The sequence below is a fragment of the Vibrio sp. Vb0937 genome, from assembly GCF_033338855.1.
The window spans coordinates 159,607-175,812 of record NZ_JAWOTK010000007.1; the positions used below are offsets into that span (position 1 = coordinate 159,607).

At 44.6% G+C, this 16,206-nt stretch carries 14 protein-coding genes; 10 read left to right on the forward strand and 4 right to left on the reverse strand.

Annotated elements, in window-relative coordinates; genetic code table 11:
- The first annotated feature begins 29 nt into the window (after positions 1 to 29).
- A complete protein-coding gene (udk, locus tag R7P67_RS12590; RefSeq protein ID WP_005380833.1) occupies positions 30 to 671 on the forward strand; it encodes a uridine kinase in 642 nt (213 codons plus the stop codon).
- A gap of 188 nt (positions 672 to 859) precedes the next feature.
- Positions 860 to 2,947: an AsmA family protein gene (locus R7P67_RS12595; protein WP_104979554.1), complete on the forward strand. Its 2,088-nt coding sequence runs from the start codon at positions 860 to 862 to the stop codon at positions 2,945 to 2,947.
- Between the two features lie 62 nt (positions 2,948 to 3,009).
- Here the strand turns inward: R7P67_RS12595 and cobO are convergent, their stop codons facing one another.
- Complete coding sequence (gene cobO, locus R7P67_RS12600; RefSeq protein WP_104979552.1) at positions 3,010 to 3,615, reverse strand: cob(I)yrinic acid a,c-diamide adenosyltransferase; 606 nt, start codon at positions 3,613 to 3,615, stop codon at positions 3,010 to 3,012.
- A 117-nt stretch (positions 3,616 to 3,732) separates the two neighbouring features.
- Here cobO and R7P67_RS12605 point away from each other — a divergent pair, with 117 nt between their 5' ends.
- Positions 3,733 to 4,182 carry a low molecular weight protein-tyrosine-phosphatase gene (locus R7P67_RS12605; protein WP_104979551.1) on the forward strand — a complete coding sequence of 150 codons (450 nt, stop codon included), beginning with the start codon at positions 3,733 to 3,735 and terminating at the stop codon, positions 4,180 to 4,182.
- A gap of 60 nt (positions 4,183 to 4,242) precedes the next feature.
- On the opposite strand, the gene R7P67_RS12610 is transcribed toward R7P67_RS12605, so the two are convergent.
- Both R7P67_RS12610 and rne read right to left on the reverse strand, forming a co-directional pair.
- A complete protein-coding gene (locus tag R7P67_RS12610; protein WP_005380840.1) occupies positions 4,243 to 5,802 on the reverse strand; it encodes a SulP family inorganic anion transporter in 1,560 nt (519 codons plus the stop codon).
- A gap of 332 nt (positions 5,803 to 6,134) precedes the next feature.
- The gene (gene rne / locus R7P67_RS12615) at positions 6,135 to 9,209 is read right to left on the reverse strand and encodes a ribonuclease E (RefSeq protein WP_213903941.1); all 3,075 of its coding nucleotides are present in this window, start codon (positions 9,207 to 9,209) and stop codon (positions 6,135 to 6,137) included.
- A gap of 639 nt (positions 9,210 to 9,848) precedes the next feature.
- Here rne and rluC point away from each other — a divergent pair.
- Positions 9,849 to 10,793, forward strand: a complete 945-nt coding sequence (rluC, locus tag R7P67_RS12620) for a 23S rRNA pseudouridine(955/2504/2580) synthase RluC (RefSeq protein ID WP_021033985.1) — start codon at positions 9,849 to 9,851, stop codon at positions 10,791 to 10,793.
- Positions 10,794 to 10,851: 58 nt separating this feature from the next.
- Here the strand turns inward: rluC and R7P67_RS12625 are convergent, their stop codons facing one another.
- Positions 10,852 to 11,433: a Maf family protein gene (locus R7P67_RS12625; RefSeq protein WP_054729223.1), complete on the reverse strand. Its 582-nt coding sequence runs from the start codon at positions 11,431 to 11,433 to the stop codon at positions 10,852 to 10,854.
- 149 nt (positions 11,434 to 11,582) lie between these two features.
- Here R7P67_RS12625 and yceD point away from each other — a divergent pair, with 149 nt between their 5' ends.
- From yceD to fabG, 6 genes are all read left to right on the forward strand, one after another.
- Complete coding sequence (gene yceD, locus R7P67_RS12630; protein ID WP_005387307.1) at positions 11,583 to 12,107, forward strand: 23S rRNA accumulation protein YceD; 525 nt, start codon at positions 11,583 to 11,585, stop codon at positions 12,105 to 12,107.
- A gap of 59 nt (positions 12,108 to 12,166) precedes the next feature.
- Complete coding sequence (gene rpmF, locus R7P67_RS12635) at positions 12,167 to 12,337, forward strand: 50S ribosomal protein L32 (protein ID WP_005396978.1); 171 nt, start codon at positions 12,167 to 12,169, stop codon at positions 12,335 to 12,337.
- A 10-nt stretch (positions 12,338 to 12,347) separates the two neighbouring features.
- The gene (gene plsX, locus R7P67_RS12640; protein ID WP_017633846.1) at positions 12,348 to 13,373 is read left to right on the forward strand and encodes a phosphate acyltransferase PlsX; all 1,026 of its coding nucleotides are present in this window, start codon (positions 12,348 to 12,350) and stop codon (positions 13,371 to 13,373) included.
- A gap of 5 nt (positions 13,374 to 13,378) precedes the next feature.
- Positions 13,379 to 14,329, forward strand: coding sequence for a beta-ketoacyl-ACP synthase III (locus R7P67_RS12645; RefSeq protein ID WP_017821385.1), 951 nt, complete (start codon positions 13,379 to 13,381; stop codon positions 14,327 to 14,329).
- Between the two features lie 75 nt (positions 14,330 to 14,404).
- On the forward strand, positions 14,405 to 15,328 hold the full coding sequence (fabD, locus tag R7P67_RS12650; RefSeq protein ID WP_005387313.1) for an ACP S-malonyltransferase: 924 nt from the start codon (positions 14,405 to 14,407) through the stop codon (positions 15,326 to 15,328).
- Positions 15,329 to 15,373: 45 nt separating this feature from the next.
- Complete coding sequence (fabG, locus tag R7P67_RS12655; RefSeq protein WP_031781117.1) at positions 15,374 to 16,108, forward strand: 3-oxoacyl-ACP reductase FabG; 735 nt, start codon at positions 15,374 to 15,376, stop codon at positions 16,106 to 16,108.
- Positions 16,109 to 16,206 lie beyond the last annotated feature (98 nt).

Sequence of the window (16,206 nt, forward strand, 5' to 3'; positions counted from 1 at the left end):
GACTAGAAATCATCATCGGGTGCAAACTAATGTCTGATAATAATCAATGCGTCATCGTAGGTATTGCTGGCGCTTCTGCTTCTGGAAAAAGTCTGATCGCGAGCACTATTTATAATGAGCTTCGCGCGAAAGTAGGCGATCATCAAATCGGTGTCATCACGGAAGATTGCTACTACAACGACCAAAGCCACCTAAGCATGGAAGAGCGAGTAAAGACGAACTACGATCACCCGAGTGCGTTGGACCACGACCTACTGTGTGAGCACCTAGAAAAATTGGTACGTGGTGAAGCAGTAGAAGTGCCTGAGTACAGCTACACTGAGCACACAAGAACAATTAACACCACCACAATGACACCTAAAAAGGTGATCATTCTAGAAGGTATCCTTCTTCTTACAGACCCTCGTCTTCGTGATTTGATGCATGCGACAGTATTTATGGACACACCGTTAGATATTTGCTTACTTCGCCGTGTTAAGCGTGATGTGGAAGAACGAGGCCGAACTATGGAGTCTGTTCTTAAGCAATACCAACAAACAGTACGTCCGATGTTCATGCAGTTTATCGAACCTTCTAAGCAATATGCGGACATTATTGTTCCTCGCGGTGGTAAAAACCGTATCGCAATTGATGTATTAAAAGCTCACATTGCAAGACTTTTGAAAGCTTAAGCCTATAGACGGCTATATCGCTTTATTTTTAAGAGAAGAAGTGGCACCTTAAGTGCCACTTCTTTTTTTGTTTTTAAATTAGTCAGTTGCAGGTTAAAACCAGACACTTTTCACGCTTTTGTGGAACTGTCAGCGGTAAATGGAGTCTGCGCTTATAATTGTAAAAACACTCGAGCAAGGAAAAACAAATGAAGAAACTGCTCTTAATTCTAGCAATACCGATTGTGGTCATTTTGGTCGCAATTTTAGCGTTAACCATCTTCGTCAACCCGAATCAGTTTAAACCCCTTATTGTTGAGCAAGCGCAAAAGCAAACGGGATTAGAGTTGGTGATTGAAGGGGATATCAGTTGGCAATTTTTCCCATCGATTGGCTTTGAGTTGGGACATACAGAATTGCGAAACCCACAAGGCTTTAGTAAACCCAATTTATTCAAAGTTGATACCGTTGGTGTAGACATCTCTGTTATGCCACTTTTTAGTCAACAGCTTGAAATTGGAAACGTCACGCTTGATGGTGCTGAGTTCTACATTGAAACCAAGAAAGATGGCAGCAAGAATATTGATGCATTGACGAAAGCCCAAACACAACAAGCAGAACAAGAGAGCAATGCTGCGCCTACGCAAAATGGTGAAACGCAAACTTCTGGTTCTGAGTGGAGTATTAATCTTGCTGGCGTTACGGTTTCTAACGGTTCATTAGAAATGCAGGATAAGCAAGCCGGTAGTTACACCAAACTTTATGATATTTCATTAAACCTTTCCGAATTCGCTTTTGACAACTGGACAACGGCTGATTTTGGCGTGAAGGGCGAAATGAACGACCAAAAGTTCACCGCGAAAGGTCAGGCAGACTTTAAGCTAGAAAAAGGTTTGGCAAACTACGCGCTAAAGAACATCAACTTTGATGCGACATACTCTGACCCTGCCAATAAGATTGAATCGGCAACGATCGGTTTAGACACGTTTGAATTCGATACAGTAAATAACCTGACTTATGCCATTAAGGGTGACGCTGGTGGTATGAAGTTAGATATGCAGGGTGCTGGTCAACTTAGCGTGGACAAGGCTATCAGCAAAGTACAGTTGGATAAGTTAACTCTTAAATCGACTTTTGAGGGTGATGCCTTACCTCAGTCCCCGATGAAAGTCGACATGGTGTCTGATCTGTCTTTCGACCTAACGAAAAACCACCTGAGTTTTGTTCTAGAGAAGTTAACAGCGAATGCTATCGCCCTAGATGGTAAGGCAGATGTGACACTCGGTGATATTCCTAAAGTACGCTTTGCTCTCCATAGCCCCAATATCGATCTTGATGAGTTGTTAGGGTTAGATAAGCAAGCTGCCGAAGGTAATAAGCCTGCTTCTGGTGGCGAGAGTGCTCCTGCCGGACCTGAGGTTGAGCCTGATTTGTCTGCGTTGAAAACGTTAGATGTAAAGGGTGACATTACCATCGACAAATTCAAAGCGGCAAATGCGAAGATGGAAGCGGTAAAAACGAGCTTCACTGTGAATCGTGGCGTGTTTGAGCTTACATCATTTAGTTCGAAGTTGTACCAAGGCTCAATCTCAGCGACAGCGAAGTTAGATGCACGCCAATCACCAGCGACTTACAGTGTTAAAAAGTCAATCAAAGGCGTGAAAGTTCAACCGCTACTTATAGACGTTGCTGAAAACGACAAACTTGAAGGGACAGGTAACATTGATGTGAATGTTACAGGTAAGAGTCTCACGCCTACCGGTATCAAGAAGAATCTATCTGGTACGGTTGTTATCAATTTTGCTGACGGTGCGGTGAATGGCATCAACGTTGCTCAGTTGATTCGTGAAAACTATGCGAAATTTAAAGGGCAAAAAGTTGAAGGCACCAATGTAGCTAAGAAAACAGACTTCAGTGCGATGACGGCGACATTGAAACTCAACAAAGGTGTTGTATCAACGGATAATATGCAAGCTCAGTCTCCATTGTTACGTGTTCGTGGTAAAGGTACCGCAAACTACATCAATGAAACAGTCGACTTTACTATCAGCACGTCAGTTGTAGGCAGCCTAGAAGGCCAGGGCGGTAAAGATATAGATGAGCTGAAAGACATCACGATTCCAATCAATGTGTCTGGTAAGTGGGCAGATCCTAAATTCAAGCTCGTATTCGATGATGTTCTGAAGCAGAAAGCTCAAAAAGAAATCGATCGTGGCGTGGAGAAGCTAACGGACAAAATCAAAGACGAGAAAACCAAAGATGCGGTCGATGGTTTATTGAAGAATCTTTTCAACTAACCGTGCGTGAAAATCAAAAGGGTTGGCATTTTGCCAACCCTTTTTAAATTACTCTGCGAGTGTTACCAATCGACGCCTTTGAGGGCTTTTACGCCAGATTCAAATGCGTGCTTTACATTTTTCACTTCAGAAACGGTATCGGCCATTTCAATCAGGGTTCGATGTGCGCCACGCCCAGTAATAATAACCGACTGCATTTTAGGGCGGTTGTTCAGCGCTTCAACGACCTCGTCTAAATCAATGTAGCCGTAGCTCACCATGTACGTCAGCTCGTCAAAAAGAACCACATCGATAGATTCATCTTTGAGCATGCGCTTACATTCTTGCCATACGCCTTGCGCTGCTTCGGTATCAGCGGCTTTGTTTTGAGTTTCCCATGTAAAGCCGGTCGCCATTACTTGGAATTCAACGCCGAGTTTCTCAAGTAGGTTGCGCTCACCGTTGTCCCAAGTACCTTTAATAAACTGCGCGACAGCACAATTCAAACCATGACCCACTGCGCGTGCGATCGTACCGAATCCTGATGTCGATTTACCTTTACCATTTCCGGTAATGATCAGTAGCAGACCTTTTTCCTCTTGAGCAGCAGCGATTTTTGCGTCTACCTGTTCTTTGACTTTTTGTTGGCGAGCTTTATGGCGTGCTTCTTTATTTTCTTCGATAGACATAATACTTCCTCAATTCCTTTTCGTGCTGTGCCCAAGCTAATTTGGGTTCATTGATTTATCTCGCTATGATAGACCAACATATCGTGAAGAAAAACCACCGATAATTCAGGGAATAAAATGAAGAAAATACTTGTTGTTTGTATGGGAAACATTTGTCGGTCACCAACTGGAGAGGCAGTGTTAAGAGCGAAAGCTCAAAAGCTAGGCGTTGAAGTAGAGGTTGATTCGGCAGGTACAATTGGCTACCACGCAGGAAACCGACCGGATTCAAGAGCGATGGCAGCAGGAAAGCAGCGAGGTTATTCTTTTAAAGGAATGCAAGCGCGCCAAGTCACCATTGATGACTTTGAAAAGTTTGACCTTATATTAGCCGCAGATAAAGCAAATTTGGCCGATTTATTGGATATTTGTCCGTTGAAGTATCGACACAAAGTATCGTTATTTTTAAGTCATTCTGAGTCAAGTTACGACGAAGTCCCGGACCCATATTATGGTGGGGAAGATGGCTTTGAACTGGTGCTTGATTTAATCGAAGAGGCATCAGACGCAATTTTGAAGAAGCTATAATCGCCGTGCTTGAAGACAATAGAAAAAGGGATGAGCTCAGCTCATCCCTTTTTATTCGTGTTAACCCGCTAGTATGTCGGTTGCGACTTTGTAGCTTGGGTCTTCCTTCACGTTAATTTCAACCAAGCTGCCAGCTTTGTCCAAAAGTTTACGACAATCTGGGCTTAGGTGACGAAGGTGCAGCGTTTTACCTTGAGCATTGTAACGCTCAGCCAGTGTTTCAATGGCTTCAATTGCAGAGTGATCTGTCACGCGAGAGTCTGCAAAATCGACAATCACATCTTTTGGATCTTCAGGCGCGTTAAACAACTCCAGGAAGTTAGCCGCAGAGCCAAAGAAAATAGGGCCGTGAATCTTGTACTCTTTTGAACCTTCCTCGTTTAAGCACGTGTCGGCATAGATGTGCTTAGCGTGTTGCCATGCAAACATTAATGCAGAAACGATAACACCAACCGCTACGGCAACAGCAAGGTCAGTAAGAACAGTAACAACGGTCACAAGAACAATAACGAAGAAGTCTTGCTTCGGTACGCGGCGTGCTAGCTTAAATGTTGCCCATTCGAATGTACCAATGACAACCATGAACATCACACCAACCAGAGCAGCGAGTGGGATCATTTCAATTAGCGAAGAAGCGAATAAGATAAACATCAATAGAGCGATAGCCGCAACGATACCAGATAGACGACCACGACCACCTGAGTTTACGTTGATCATCGACTGACCAATCATCGCACAACCACCCATCGCGCCAAACACAGAACACGTCATGTTTGCCATACCTTGACCGATACATTCGCGGTTAGATTGACCACGAGTATTCGTCATCTCATCTAAAACTGTCAGTGTTAGTAGAGATTCAATTAGACCAATGGCCGCGAGAATGATCGCGTATGGAAGAATGATTTGTAGTGTCTCTAGTGTAAATGGTACCGCAGGAATAGAGAAGGTTGGTAGTGAACCTGCGAGTGTTGCAGCTTCATCACCAGACATTGTACGCAGGAAGTCAACAACAGTTCGAGTTTCCAGATCCAAGCCAACCACTAAAGCCGTCACCGTTACGATCGCAACAAGTGAAGAGGGTACAGCTGTTGTGATTTTTGGTAGAAAGTGAATGATTGCCATAGTCAGCGCAACCAAACCAAGCATTAGCAGCATCTGGTCTTGTGGTAGCCAAGTGAGCATGCCGTTGATGTCTGGCGCTTTAAACTGACCCAACTGAGCTAGGAAGATAACAATAGCCAGACCGTTCACAAAACCGATCATCACAGGGTGAGGTACGATACGGATGAACTTACCCAATTTAAACATACCAGCGGCAATTTGAAGAATACCAGCGAGCATGATGGCTGCGAATAGGTACTGGACACCGTGAGTCGCGACAAGCGAAACCATTACGACTGCCATGGCACCTGTTGCACCAGAGATCATGCCAGGACGACCACCGAAAATGGAAGTAATAAGACCAACGATGAATGCAGCGTAAAGACCGACCATCGGATCTACGCCTGCGACGAACGCAAATGCGACAGCTTCAGGAACCAATGCTAGCGCAACGGTTAAGCCTGATAGCACATCATTTTTTACGGAGTGCTTAGAAAATTGGGGAAATTCGAACATGTTTGTTTTTAAGTTCTCTTTGCAATGAGTTAAACCCGACACATATTCGTATTTGCACAAGCCACTGAGTGGTTGATTTCTAATCAAACATTGCAGTGTAAACCGTAGTATTAAAAGAGCAGCATCAGAATGGTGTCGAAAACTTGAGTCGGCGCATGCTACCGAAAAGTGTGATTAAGTTCAAGAATGATACGAATAATGGCGTACAAATGTGATCACGAATTGGTATTTATATGAACAATTTATTGGGCAAATATGAAGATAAAAAAGGCTACCAGATGGTAGCCTTTAATTTATTTATGCCGTTAAGCAGTTGAACGTAATGATTTAGCCTAGTTAAAGTTAGGCTTTGTCATCTCTGCTGATGCGCGGTTTTTAGCCACTTGGCTACCCGCACCTTTAGCTTGGTAACGTTCGGTTTTGAACGGTGCTGCTGCAACCGTGATTTCGCGTAGCTCTTGAGGGCCAGGTGCTTTCGTCATCGGTGCGCTAGCGTTTAGCTTAGCCGCAACTTTAATGGCTTCGACTTTAGGCTCTGATTTAGCTACTGGCGCTTCGGCTGCAATCTCTTTTGCTGCTTCAACCACAGGCTCTTCAGCAGGTGCCGTTTCTACAATGGCATCAACCGGTTCAGCATGTTCAGTTACAGGAGTTTCAACGATAGGCTCTACCGATGCTGTTTCTACTACTGCCGATTCAGCTTTTTCTGCGATTACTGTTTCAACAACAGGTGCTTCTACTACTGGAGCTTCCACTTTCGCTTCAACGGTTTCTTGAACCTTGTGTTCAACAACTGGCGCATCTGTTACGACAGGTTGCTCGCGACGAATAATCACTTTACCCATTGCCATTTCTGGACACGCAAAGCCACCTTGGATTGTAGGTACTGCTGCTACAGCTTCTTCCTTAACTCGCTCTTCCTTCTTAGGTGCTGGTTTCGGAATGTAACGTGGCATTACTTTACCCATAGCCATTTCAGGAGAAGCGACACCTCCCTTACGTAGGCGGAACGGGTTAGGGCGGCGATCACGGCCACGGCGACGACGCTGGCCGCTTGCACGCAGGTGACGTGGCGAACGACGATTACGACGTTGCTTAGACTCTGCTTGCTTGTTGTCTTGCTGTGCCTCTACCGCTGCTTCTGTTGGCTTTTCAACTTTAGCTTCAACCGTTTCTTGAGTCTTAACCGCTGTTTCTTCGGCATTCTTCTCAATCGCTTCTTGGTCTTTAACGCGTACAGACTTGTTCAATTTGCGACGTTGGCGGCGCTCTTTCACTTTTTCTGCTTTCGCATTTTGCTGCTTCGGTTTGCTCTCTTCTGGTTTTGTTTCAGTACGAGCTTCCGCTGCTAGCTGCAGACCTTTTTCCGCTACTTTTGCGTTTGCTTTCTGCTCTTGGGCTTTATCTGCCTGTTGAGCTTTAGGTTTACGCTTTTGGTTACGGTTTTGCGGTTTATTTGTTTGTTGTTGAGCTTCGTTTTGCTCATTAGCCTGCTCATCACGAGGCTTACGACGACGTCGGTTATCGCGATTGTCGCGGTTATCACGATTATCGCGCTGGTTGTTATTGCGACGACGATCGTTGCGATCACGTTTGTTACGTCGATTATCGCGATTTGGTTTTTTCTCTTCCTGAGGTTTCTGTTCTTCTTTTGTTTCTTCAGAACCACCGAATAGGAAGCTACCAAGTGCTTTAAACAGACGGCTGAACAATCCAGGTTTCTCTTCTTGTTCAACTTTCTGTTCTTTCTTCTTCGCCTCAGGAGCTGGTTTAGCTGCTGGTGCAGGTGCGGTTTGAGACGGAGCAGCAAAGCCTTTAAGAACTGGCTCTTCAATTCGTTTTGGTTTTACGTCAACTTCCGCTGGCTCTTTACCTTCTGCTTCTTTCATCGCTTCCAGTTTCTTAGGAAGTAAGTAAGAAATCAGATCGAACTCTTCGCCTTCACGAACACGGATAACTTCAAAGTGCGGTGTTTCCATATCAGAGTTAGGAACAACCGTAATTTTCACTTCTTGAATGCGTTCGATATGGTTTACTGAACGACGTTTTTCGTTCAATAAGTAAGAGGCGATTGGCACAGGTACGACTGCAAGTACTTGTGCTGTGTTGTCTTTTAGCGCTTCCTCTTCAATTAAACGAAGTACAGAAAGTGCTAGAGATTCGTTGTCGCGAACGACACCAGTTCCGCTACAGCGAGGACAGATGTGGTGGCTTGCTTCTGCAAGAGAAGGGCTCAAGCGCTGGCGTGACATCTCCAACAAACCAAAGCGAGAAATACGACCGATTTGTACACGAGCGCGATCAAGACGAACGGCTTCACGTAGACGGTTTTCTACTTCTCGTTGGTGACGAACCGGGGTCATATCGATAAAGTCGATAACCACTAAGCCACCCAAGTCACGTAGACGTAATTGGCGAGCAATTTCGTCGGCTGCTTCTAGGTTCGTGTTTAGAGCTGTTTCTTCAATATCGCCGCCCTTGGTTGCACGAGCAGAGTTGATATCGATAGACGTTAGTGCTTCAGTCGGGTCAATAACAATAGAACCACCAGATGGCAGACGCACTTCACGTTGGAAAGCCGATTCAATTTGGCTTTCGATTTGGTAGTGGCTGAATAGTGGAACTTCGCCTTCATATTTCTTAACGCGGTTAAGGAAATCAGGGCGCACCAATTGAATGTGCTCTTTTGCACGTTCGTAGATGGTGTTGCTATCAATTAAGATTTCGCCAATATCACGACGCAAATAGTCACGGATTGCACGAACGATAACGTTACTTTCTTGGTGGATTAAGAATGGAGCAGGGTTAGAGTCCGCTGCACCTTTGATTGCACCCCAGTGGTTAAGTAGTACATTCAAATCCCACTCAAGCTCTTCAGCACTCTTGCCAACGCCAGCAGTACGTACGATTAGGCCCATGCCCTGAGGCAGTTCCAAAGTACTTAATGCGGCTTTTAGTTGAGTACGCTCGTCACCTTCGATTCGACGAGAAATACCGCCAGCACGAGGGTTGTTAGGCATCAGAACAAGGTAACTACCAGCAAGAGAAATGAAAGTAGTAAGAGCTGCGCCCTTGCTTCCACGTTCTTCTTTTTCCACTTGAACGATAACTTCTTGGCCTTCCGTTAGCACTTCTTTGATGCTTGGACGACCTTGGTAGGTGTAACCTTCAGGGAAATATTCGCGGGCAATTTCTTTGAGAGGGAGGAAACCGTGACGCTCGGCGCCGTAATCAACAAATGCGGCTTCTAAGCTTGGTTCGATACGTGTGATACGTCCTTTGTAGATATTCGCTTTTTTAGATTCATGACCTGGACTCTCGATATCAAGATCGAAAAGTCGCTGGCCATCAACCAGAGCGACACGCAACTCTTCTTTTTGAGTTGCGTTAATTAACATTCTTTTCATTGAAAATTCTCGTTGTCTTTTCTTTTATATCTTTCTTGTCGACTTGCCACTGTTTTTTCGCTCTTTCACGGTGCCTGATCCCATGGCTTGTATTTTGCAGCCTCCCGGCTGGAAGGGGATGCTCTCGGGCACTTCAGTCATCACAAGCCTCTTGTGGTTTCTGTTGGAAACGTAGACTTGTGACCCGCTATTTGGGCGGTAGGTACTCAACGTGAATATGCGAGGAGTAGGGTGGCAAGAGTGTTGAATTCGATGTGTCTCACGCCAATGCTGCACTCGACCTTCAACGATCTACTCACATTGCTTGAGGATAAATGATTGGTAATGAATAAAATGTAACCAAACCTTCCTTAGCAGCTGTGAACTATAGCAGTGCGCGTGGCTATCAGCAATCTGCTTTCACGCAAACGATAGAAAATTTGCCGCTAAACTCAAAATTTCTATTTTATAACTGGCTGTTTCATAAGCAATTGAGATGTGCAAACTGTTCAAGACAGAAAACAAATTGAGAACTTGATTGAGAGTTTTAATAATTTAAACAAAAGCTTGGCGAAATTTAGACCAGTATGTGCCACCGAGTGTTTCTTTTACGACAAGAATAATGTGAAGTCGCACGAAATTGAGTTTACAATACCGCCCATGAACGAAATAAGAACAAAAGTCCAGTTCGTCGACATCGACGAAGATATGGCGGGTCAGCGCATTGATAATTTTTTGCGCAACCAATTAAAAGACATTCCTAAAAGCATGATTTACCGAATTGTGCGTAAGGGCGAAGTGCGCGTAAATAAAAAGCGTATAAAAGCAGAGTACAAGTTAAAAGCAGGCGATCTCGTTCGTATTCCACCGGTGACCGTCGAGAAAAAAGATGACGATGTCGCACCAAGTACGAAACTTAACAAAGTCGCTGAGTTGGAAAATATGATTATCTTCGAAGATGACCATATGTTGATTCTAAACAAACCATCTGGCACCGCTGTGCATGGTGGCAGTGGGTTAAAGTTTGGTGCGATTGAAGCGCTTAGGGCTCTGCGTCCTCAAGCTCGCTTTCTTGAACTTGTGCATCGTATTGACCGTGATACTTCAGGGATTTTGCTGGTTGCTAAGAAGCGTTCTGCACTTCGTCACTTGCAAGCCCAGTTTCGTGAAAAGACAGTAAAGAAGTTTTACTTAGCTCTTGTCATGGGGCAATGGAAAAGCAGTTGTAAGGTTGTGAACGCGCCACTGCTCAAAAACGAAGTGAACAGTATTGTTCGTGTTAACCCTAATGGTAAGCCGTCAGAAACGCGTTTTAAGATTTTGGAAAAGTTCGAACAAGCTACATTGATTCAGGCGAGTCCGATTACTGGTCGAACTCACCAAATACGAGTTCATACGCAATACACTGGTCACCCAATCGCTTGGGATGATCGCTACGGTGATCGTCGCTTTGATGCTTACACAGGTCAAGTTGGTTTAGATCGTTTGTTCCTACACGCGGCAAACATCAAGTTCCAACACCCATCAAATGATGAGTGGATGGAAATCAACGCACCGATGGAACCGAAACTAGAAAAAGTGTTGGCGGGTTTAAGAAACGCGTAACCATGTTTTCCTCGCGGATGCAAAAGGGAGCCTGTGGCTCCCTTTTATCGTATTTGGGTTAAAGGACATCGAGTCCTTGAACATGCAACATATCAATCAAATCAATCAATGGTAGTCCGACAAGTGTGTTCGGGTCTTTACCGACTAATTTCGTAAACAAGCAAATTCCCATGCCTTCGCTTTTAAAGCTGCCTGCGCAGTAAAAAGGTTCTTCCCTGTCGACGTAGCGTTCGATTTGTTCAAGTGTTAAATCTCTAAAGTGCACCTCGAAAGAATCAAAGCCGACTTCTGTATGGTTTGTGACGGTGTTATGTACCGCAAGACCAGTATAGAAAGTGATGACTTTTCCACTTTGAGCCAAAAGTTGATTTATCGCGTTATCTCTATTTAAAGGCTTGCCAACGATTTCACCATTAATGACACAAACTTGGTCACTGCCGATAACTAAACTTGCTTTATCCGTCTGGCAAGATATTGCTTTCTCTTGGGCCAGTCTCTGCACAAGTTCGGTTGGCGTTTCTTGGTCAAAAGGTGTTTCATCGCAATCAGGTGGTAAACAAACGAATGGTAGTGAGAGCTTTTCAAGCAGTTGTTTACGAAAAGGGGAAGTTGAGGCTAAAACCAGTTGGTAATTTTTCATTTTGAATTACAATTCGTGGGAGCATTTCCAATAGGATAATCGATCAAAAATGATTCTGGCTAATGCTCTGTATGTTAAGCGTAAAAAAGTACAACTTTTTTGCCTTTTTCTTTGACTAATTTTGATTTGGAAGATAATATTCGCGCCCTATGCAAAAGGTAAAAATACCGCGAACGGTTGACCCAGCTAAAGCTGCACAGAAACGATTGGATTACGATGGCATCATCCAAGCTAGTCTTTTCAAGCGCTTAGTGGAAACAACTGAAGGCGTAAAACGCGACGCAGAAGTCTCATTGTCATTTGGGATGGATGAACAGCGACTCGTTGTTATCTCTGGTAAAGCTAACATCGAAGTCGATTTAGAGTGTCAGCGTTGTAATGAGGTATTCGCACATGAGTGCGAAGTTGAATTCCTTTCTACTCCTTACTACGGTGAGAAAACAGAACAGGAAGCACCAGAAATTTATGATTTGGTAGATCTAAATGAATATGGTGAATTAGACCTCATACAACTTGTTGAAGACGAGTTCATCTTAGCATTACCTCAAATTGCGATGCACGATGAAGCGGATTGTAGCGTTGATTCAAATAACATGGTTTTTGGTGAGATTCCTGAAGAAATTGAGGAAGAAAAACCGAATCCATTCGACGTTTTGAAAAGTCTGAAAAAGTAATAGGTGTGGTAGCCGATTCTTCTTCAGGTTTTTAACCCAATAGTATAGGAGTAGGGTCAATGGCCGTACAGAAAAACCGTAAAACTCGTTCTAAGCGCGGTATGCGTCGTTCACACGATGCGCTAACTACAGCTGCTCTATCTGTAGACGCGACTTCTGGTGAAACTCACCTACGCCACAACGTAACTGCTGAAGGTTACTACCGTGGTCAAAAGGTTATCAACAAGTAAGGTTGAACCTTTGCAAAGTATTACCGTTGCACTTGATGCAATGGGCGGGGATTTCGGTCCACGCGTAACAGTGCCTGCCGCCGTGCAGGCACTGTCTCATTTCCCAGAGCTAAAAGTGATTCTTATTGGTGATCAATCTCTGATCACGTCTCAATTATCTCAACTCGGTACCTCGACCAGTTCCCGCTTGACTATTCTTCACAGCGAGAAAGTTATCTCGAACTCAGAAAAACCTTCATTGGCGTTACGTAATAGCCAAAATAGTTCTATGCGTATGGCTATCGATTTGGTTTCTGAGCAGAAAGCGGATGCTTGTGTTAGTGGTGGCAACACCGGTGCATTAATGGCACTATCGCGTTTCATTCTTAAGTTACTTCCTGGCATTGAACGTCCTGCTTTAGTTTCCGCTTTACCGACGATTACCGGAAAGCGCACTTGGATGCTAGATCTGGGGGCGAATGTATCGTGCGATGCTGATAGCTTGTTCCAATTTGCTGTAATGGGCAGTGCATTAGCTGAAGAACACTTGGGTCGTCCTCCTCGCGTTGCTGTACTCAATATTGGCGCAGAAGAGATTAAAGGTAACGATTTAGTCAAACGTTGCGCAGAAATGCTTTCTCAGACCGATGCGATTAACTTTGTCGGTTATATTGAAGGTAATCAAATTTTGCATGATGTTGCGGACGTCATTGTTTGTGATGGATTTGTCGGCAACGTATGCTTAAAAGCCAGTGAGGGAACAGCTCAACTTTTTATCGAAAAAATTAAAACCAGCATAATGGCATCAACGATAAAGGGTTGGATAGCTAGAAAGTTGTTTTCTAGGCTGTTTAATGAACTAAAAACACTGAACCCCGACCAGTATAACGGCGCAAGTTTGCTAGGATTGCGCGGCATTGTCATAAAAAGCCATGGAAGTGCGGATGTATCTGCGATTGTCAATGCACTTGGCGAGGCAGTACACGAGGTCAAACGACAAGTACCAAGCCGTATTAGCGATCGTTTGGAAGCGGTTTTACTCGAGAGGCATTATTAGTCTTCATGTATAGCAAAATTTTAGGTACTGGCAGCTACCTGCCATCTCAGGTGCGTACAAACGCAGATCTAGAGAAAATGGTAGATACAAGTGATGAGTGGATCGTTGCTCGCACGGGTATTAAAGAGCGTCGAATTGCTGCAGAAAACGAAACTGTAGCAGACATGGCATTCTACGCAGCTGAAAACGCTATCGATATGGCGGGTATTGATAAAAACGATATCGACCTGATTATCGTAGCCACAACGAGCAGTAGCCATACTTTCCCTTCATCTGCGTGTCAGGTGCAGGCAAAGCTTGGCATTAAAGGTTGTCCAGCTTTTGACTTAGCCGCTGCTTGTTCTGGTTTTGTGTACGCATTATCTGTTGCAGACCAACATATCAAATCTGGTATGTGCAAAAACGTACTTGTGATTGGTTCAGATGCTTTGTCTAAAACGTGTGATCCGACAGACCGTTCAACCATCATCCTATTTGGTGATGGTGCCGGAGCCGTTGTCGTAGGCGCTAGCCAAGAGCCTGGCATTATCTCTACTCACATATACTCGGATGGTCAATTCGGAGAGCTTCTAAGCCTACCTGTACCTGTGCGGGGGCAAGATGCGGATAAATGGCTTCATATGGCTGGGAACGAAGTATTCAAAGTCGCTGTCACTCAGCTATCGAAACTAGTAAAAGATACGCTTGAAGCCAACAACATGCATAAGTCTGAACTAGACTGGCTAGTGCCGCACCAAGCGAACTACCGCATTATTTCAGCGACAGCGAAGAAACTTTCGATGTCACTAGACCAAGTCGTGATTACACTTGATAAACACGGCAACACATCAGCTGCTACTGTGCCAACAGCACTAGATGAAGCGGTACGTGATGGTCGTATTAAACGCGGTCAAACTCTGCTTCTTGAAGCGTTTGGCGGCGGATTCACTTGGGGCTCGGCCCTTGTGAAGTTCTAAGTTTCACAAGAATTCAAAATTTAAGGTGCACTTGGTGCATCTTATTTCTTTTTACTTTGCTTAAAGGAAAACAACATGAGCAAGTTTGCTATCGTATTTCCAGGTCAAGGTTCTCAAGCTGTAGGTATGCTTGCAGAACTAGGCGAACAATATGACGTAGTAAAACAAACATTTGCAGAAGCATCTGACGCACTAGGTTACGATCTATGGGCGCTTGTTCAAAATGGACCTGCAGAAGATTTAAACGAGACTTTCCGTACTCAACCAGCTTTGCTAGCTTCATCTGTTGCAATCTGGCGTGTATGGCAGGAACTTGGCTTAGAGCAACCAGCCAACCTAGCTGGTCACAGCCTAGGTGAGTACTCAGCACTTGTATGTGCGGGTGTTATTGACTTTAAAGAAGCCATCAAGCTGGTTGAATTACGTGGTCAACTTATGCAAGAAGCAGTACCAGCTGGTACTGGCGCAATGTACGCGATTATCGGTTTGGCTGATGATGCGATTGCAAAAGCGTGTGAAGACGCAGCGCAAGGCGAAGTGGTCTCTCCAGTAAACTTTAACTCGCCTGGCCAAGTCGTTATCGCTGGTAGCAAAGACGCAGTAGAGCGAGCTGGTGCGCTATGTAAAGAAGCTGGTGCGAAGCGTGCGCTTCCTCTTCCTGTTTCAGTACCTTCACACTGTGCACTTATGAAGCCAGCAGCGGAAAAACTTGCTGTAGCTCTTGAGTCTATCGAATTTAACTCACCACAGCTGCCAGTTATCAACAACGTTGATGTGGTTGCTGAGACAGATCCTGCAAAAATCAAAGATGCGCTTGTTCGTCAGCTACATAGCCCAGTTCGTTGGACTGAAACAGTTGAACTGATGCACGAACAAGGCGTAGAAAATCTTCTTGAGCTTGGCCCTGGTAAAGTTTTAACAGGTCTAACAAAACGTATCGTGAAAACGCTAACTGCAGCAGCAGTGAATGATATCGCATCGCTAGACGCTGCGAAGTAATCCATCAAGCGATAAATTTGCGATAAGAAAAGGAAACACAACATGATGAATCTAGAAGGTAAGATCGCGCTAGTTACCGGCGCAAGCCGTGGTATTGGCCGCGCGATCGCGGAACTTCTTGTCGAGCGAGGTGCTACGGTTATCGGTACTGCTACTTCTGAAAGTGGTGCGGCTGCTATCAGCGAGTATCTTGGTGATAACGGTAAAGGCTTAGCGCTTAACGTGACTGATGTCGAGTCTATCGAAGCGACATTAAAAACGATCAACGAAGAATTTGGTGTGATCGATATTCTGGTGAATAACGCTGGTATTACTCGTGACAACCTATTGATGCGCATGAAAGATGATGAGTGGAACGACATCATCGATACCAACCTAACGCCTATCTACCGCATGTCTAAAGCGGTTTTACGCGGTATGATGAAAAAACGTGCGGGTCGTATCATCAACGTAGGCTCTGTTGTTGGTACCATGGGTAATGCTGGTCAAACTAACTACGCAGCAGCGAAAGCGGGCGTGATTGGTTTTACTAAATCAATGGCTCGTGAAGTTGCGTCTCGTGGTGTAACAGTGAACACTGTTGCTCCTGGTTTCATCGAAACTGACATGACTAAGGCGCTAAATGATGACCAACGTGCGGCAACTTTGTCGAACGTGCCAGCAGGTCGTTTAGGTGACCCACGTGAAATTGCATCAGCAGTAGTTTTCCTTGCTTCTCCTGAAGCAGCGTACATTACTGGTGAAACTTTGCATGTAAATGGTGGCATGTACATGGTTTAATGCGACAGTTTATGCAAAATAAGCTATTTTACATTGTGAAAAATAGCCTATAGTTGCAGTTAACTGTCATGAACTTGTCATGCTTATGCGCAAGATTT

Coding starts and splice junctions, on each gene's coding strand:
- udk (WP_005380833.1), top strand. CDS start 30: ATGTCTGATAATAATCAATGCGTCATCGTAGGTATTGCTGGCGCTTCT.
- R7P67_RS12595 (WP_104979554.1), top strand. CDS start 860: ATGAAGAAACTGCTCTTAATTCTAGCAATACCGATTGTGGTCATTTTG.
- cobO (WP_104979552.1), bottom strand. CDS start 3,615: ATGTCTATCGAAGAAAATAAAGAAGCACGCCATAAAGCTCGCCAACAA.
- R7P67_RS12605 (WP_104979551.1), top strand. CDS start 3,733: ATGAAGAAAATACTTGTTGTTTGTATGGGAAACATTTGTCGGTCACCA.
- R7P67_RS12610 (WP_005380840.1), bottom strand. CDS start 5,802: ATGTTCGAATTTCCCCAATTTTCTAAGCACTCCGTAAAAAATGATGTG.
- rne (WP_213903941.1), bottom strand. CDS start 9,209: ATGAAAAGAATGTTAATTAACGCAACTCAAAAAGAAGAGTTGCGTGTC.
- rluC (WP_021033985.1), top strand. CDS start 9,849: ATGAACGAAATAAGAACAAAAGTCCAGTTCGTCGACATCGACGAAGAT.
- R7P67_RS12625 (WP_054729223.1), bottom strand. CDS start 11,433: ATGAAAAATTACCAACTGGTTTTAGCCTCAACTTCCCCTTTTCGTAAA.
- yceD (WP_005387307.1), top strand. CDS start 11,583: ATGCAAAAGGTAAAAATACCGCGAACGGTTGACCCAGCTAAAGCTGCA.
- rpmF (WP_005396978.1), top strand. CDS start 12,167: ATGGCCGTACAGAAAAACCGTAAAACTCGTTCTAAGCGCGGTATGCGT.
- R7P67_RS12645 (WP_017821385.1), top strand. CDS start 13,379: ATGTATAGCAAAATTTTAGGTACTGGCAGCTACCTGCCATCTCAGGTG.
- fabD (WP_005387313.1), top strand. CDS start 14,405: ATGAGCAAGTTTGCTATCGTATTTCCAGGTCAAGGTTCTCAAGCTGTA.
- fabG (WP_031781117.1), top strand. CDS start 15,374: ATGAATCTAGAAGGTAAGATCGCGCTAGTTACCGGCGCAAGCCGTGGT.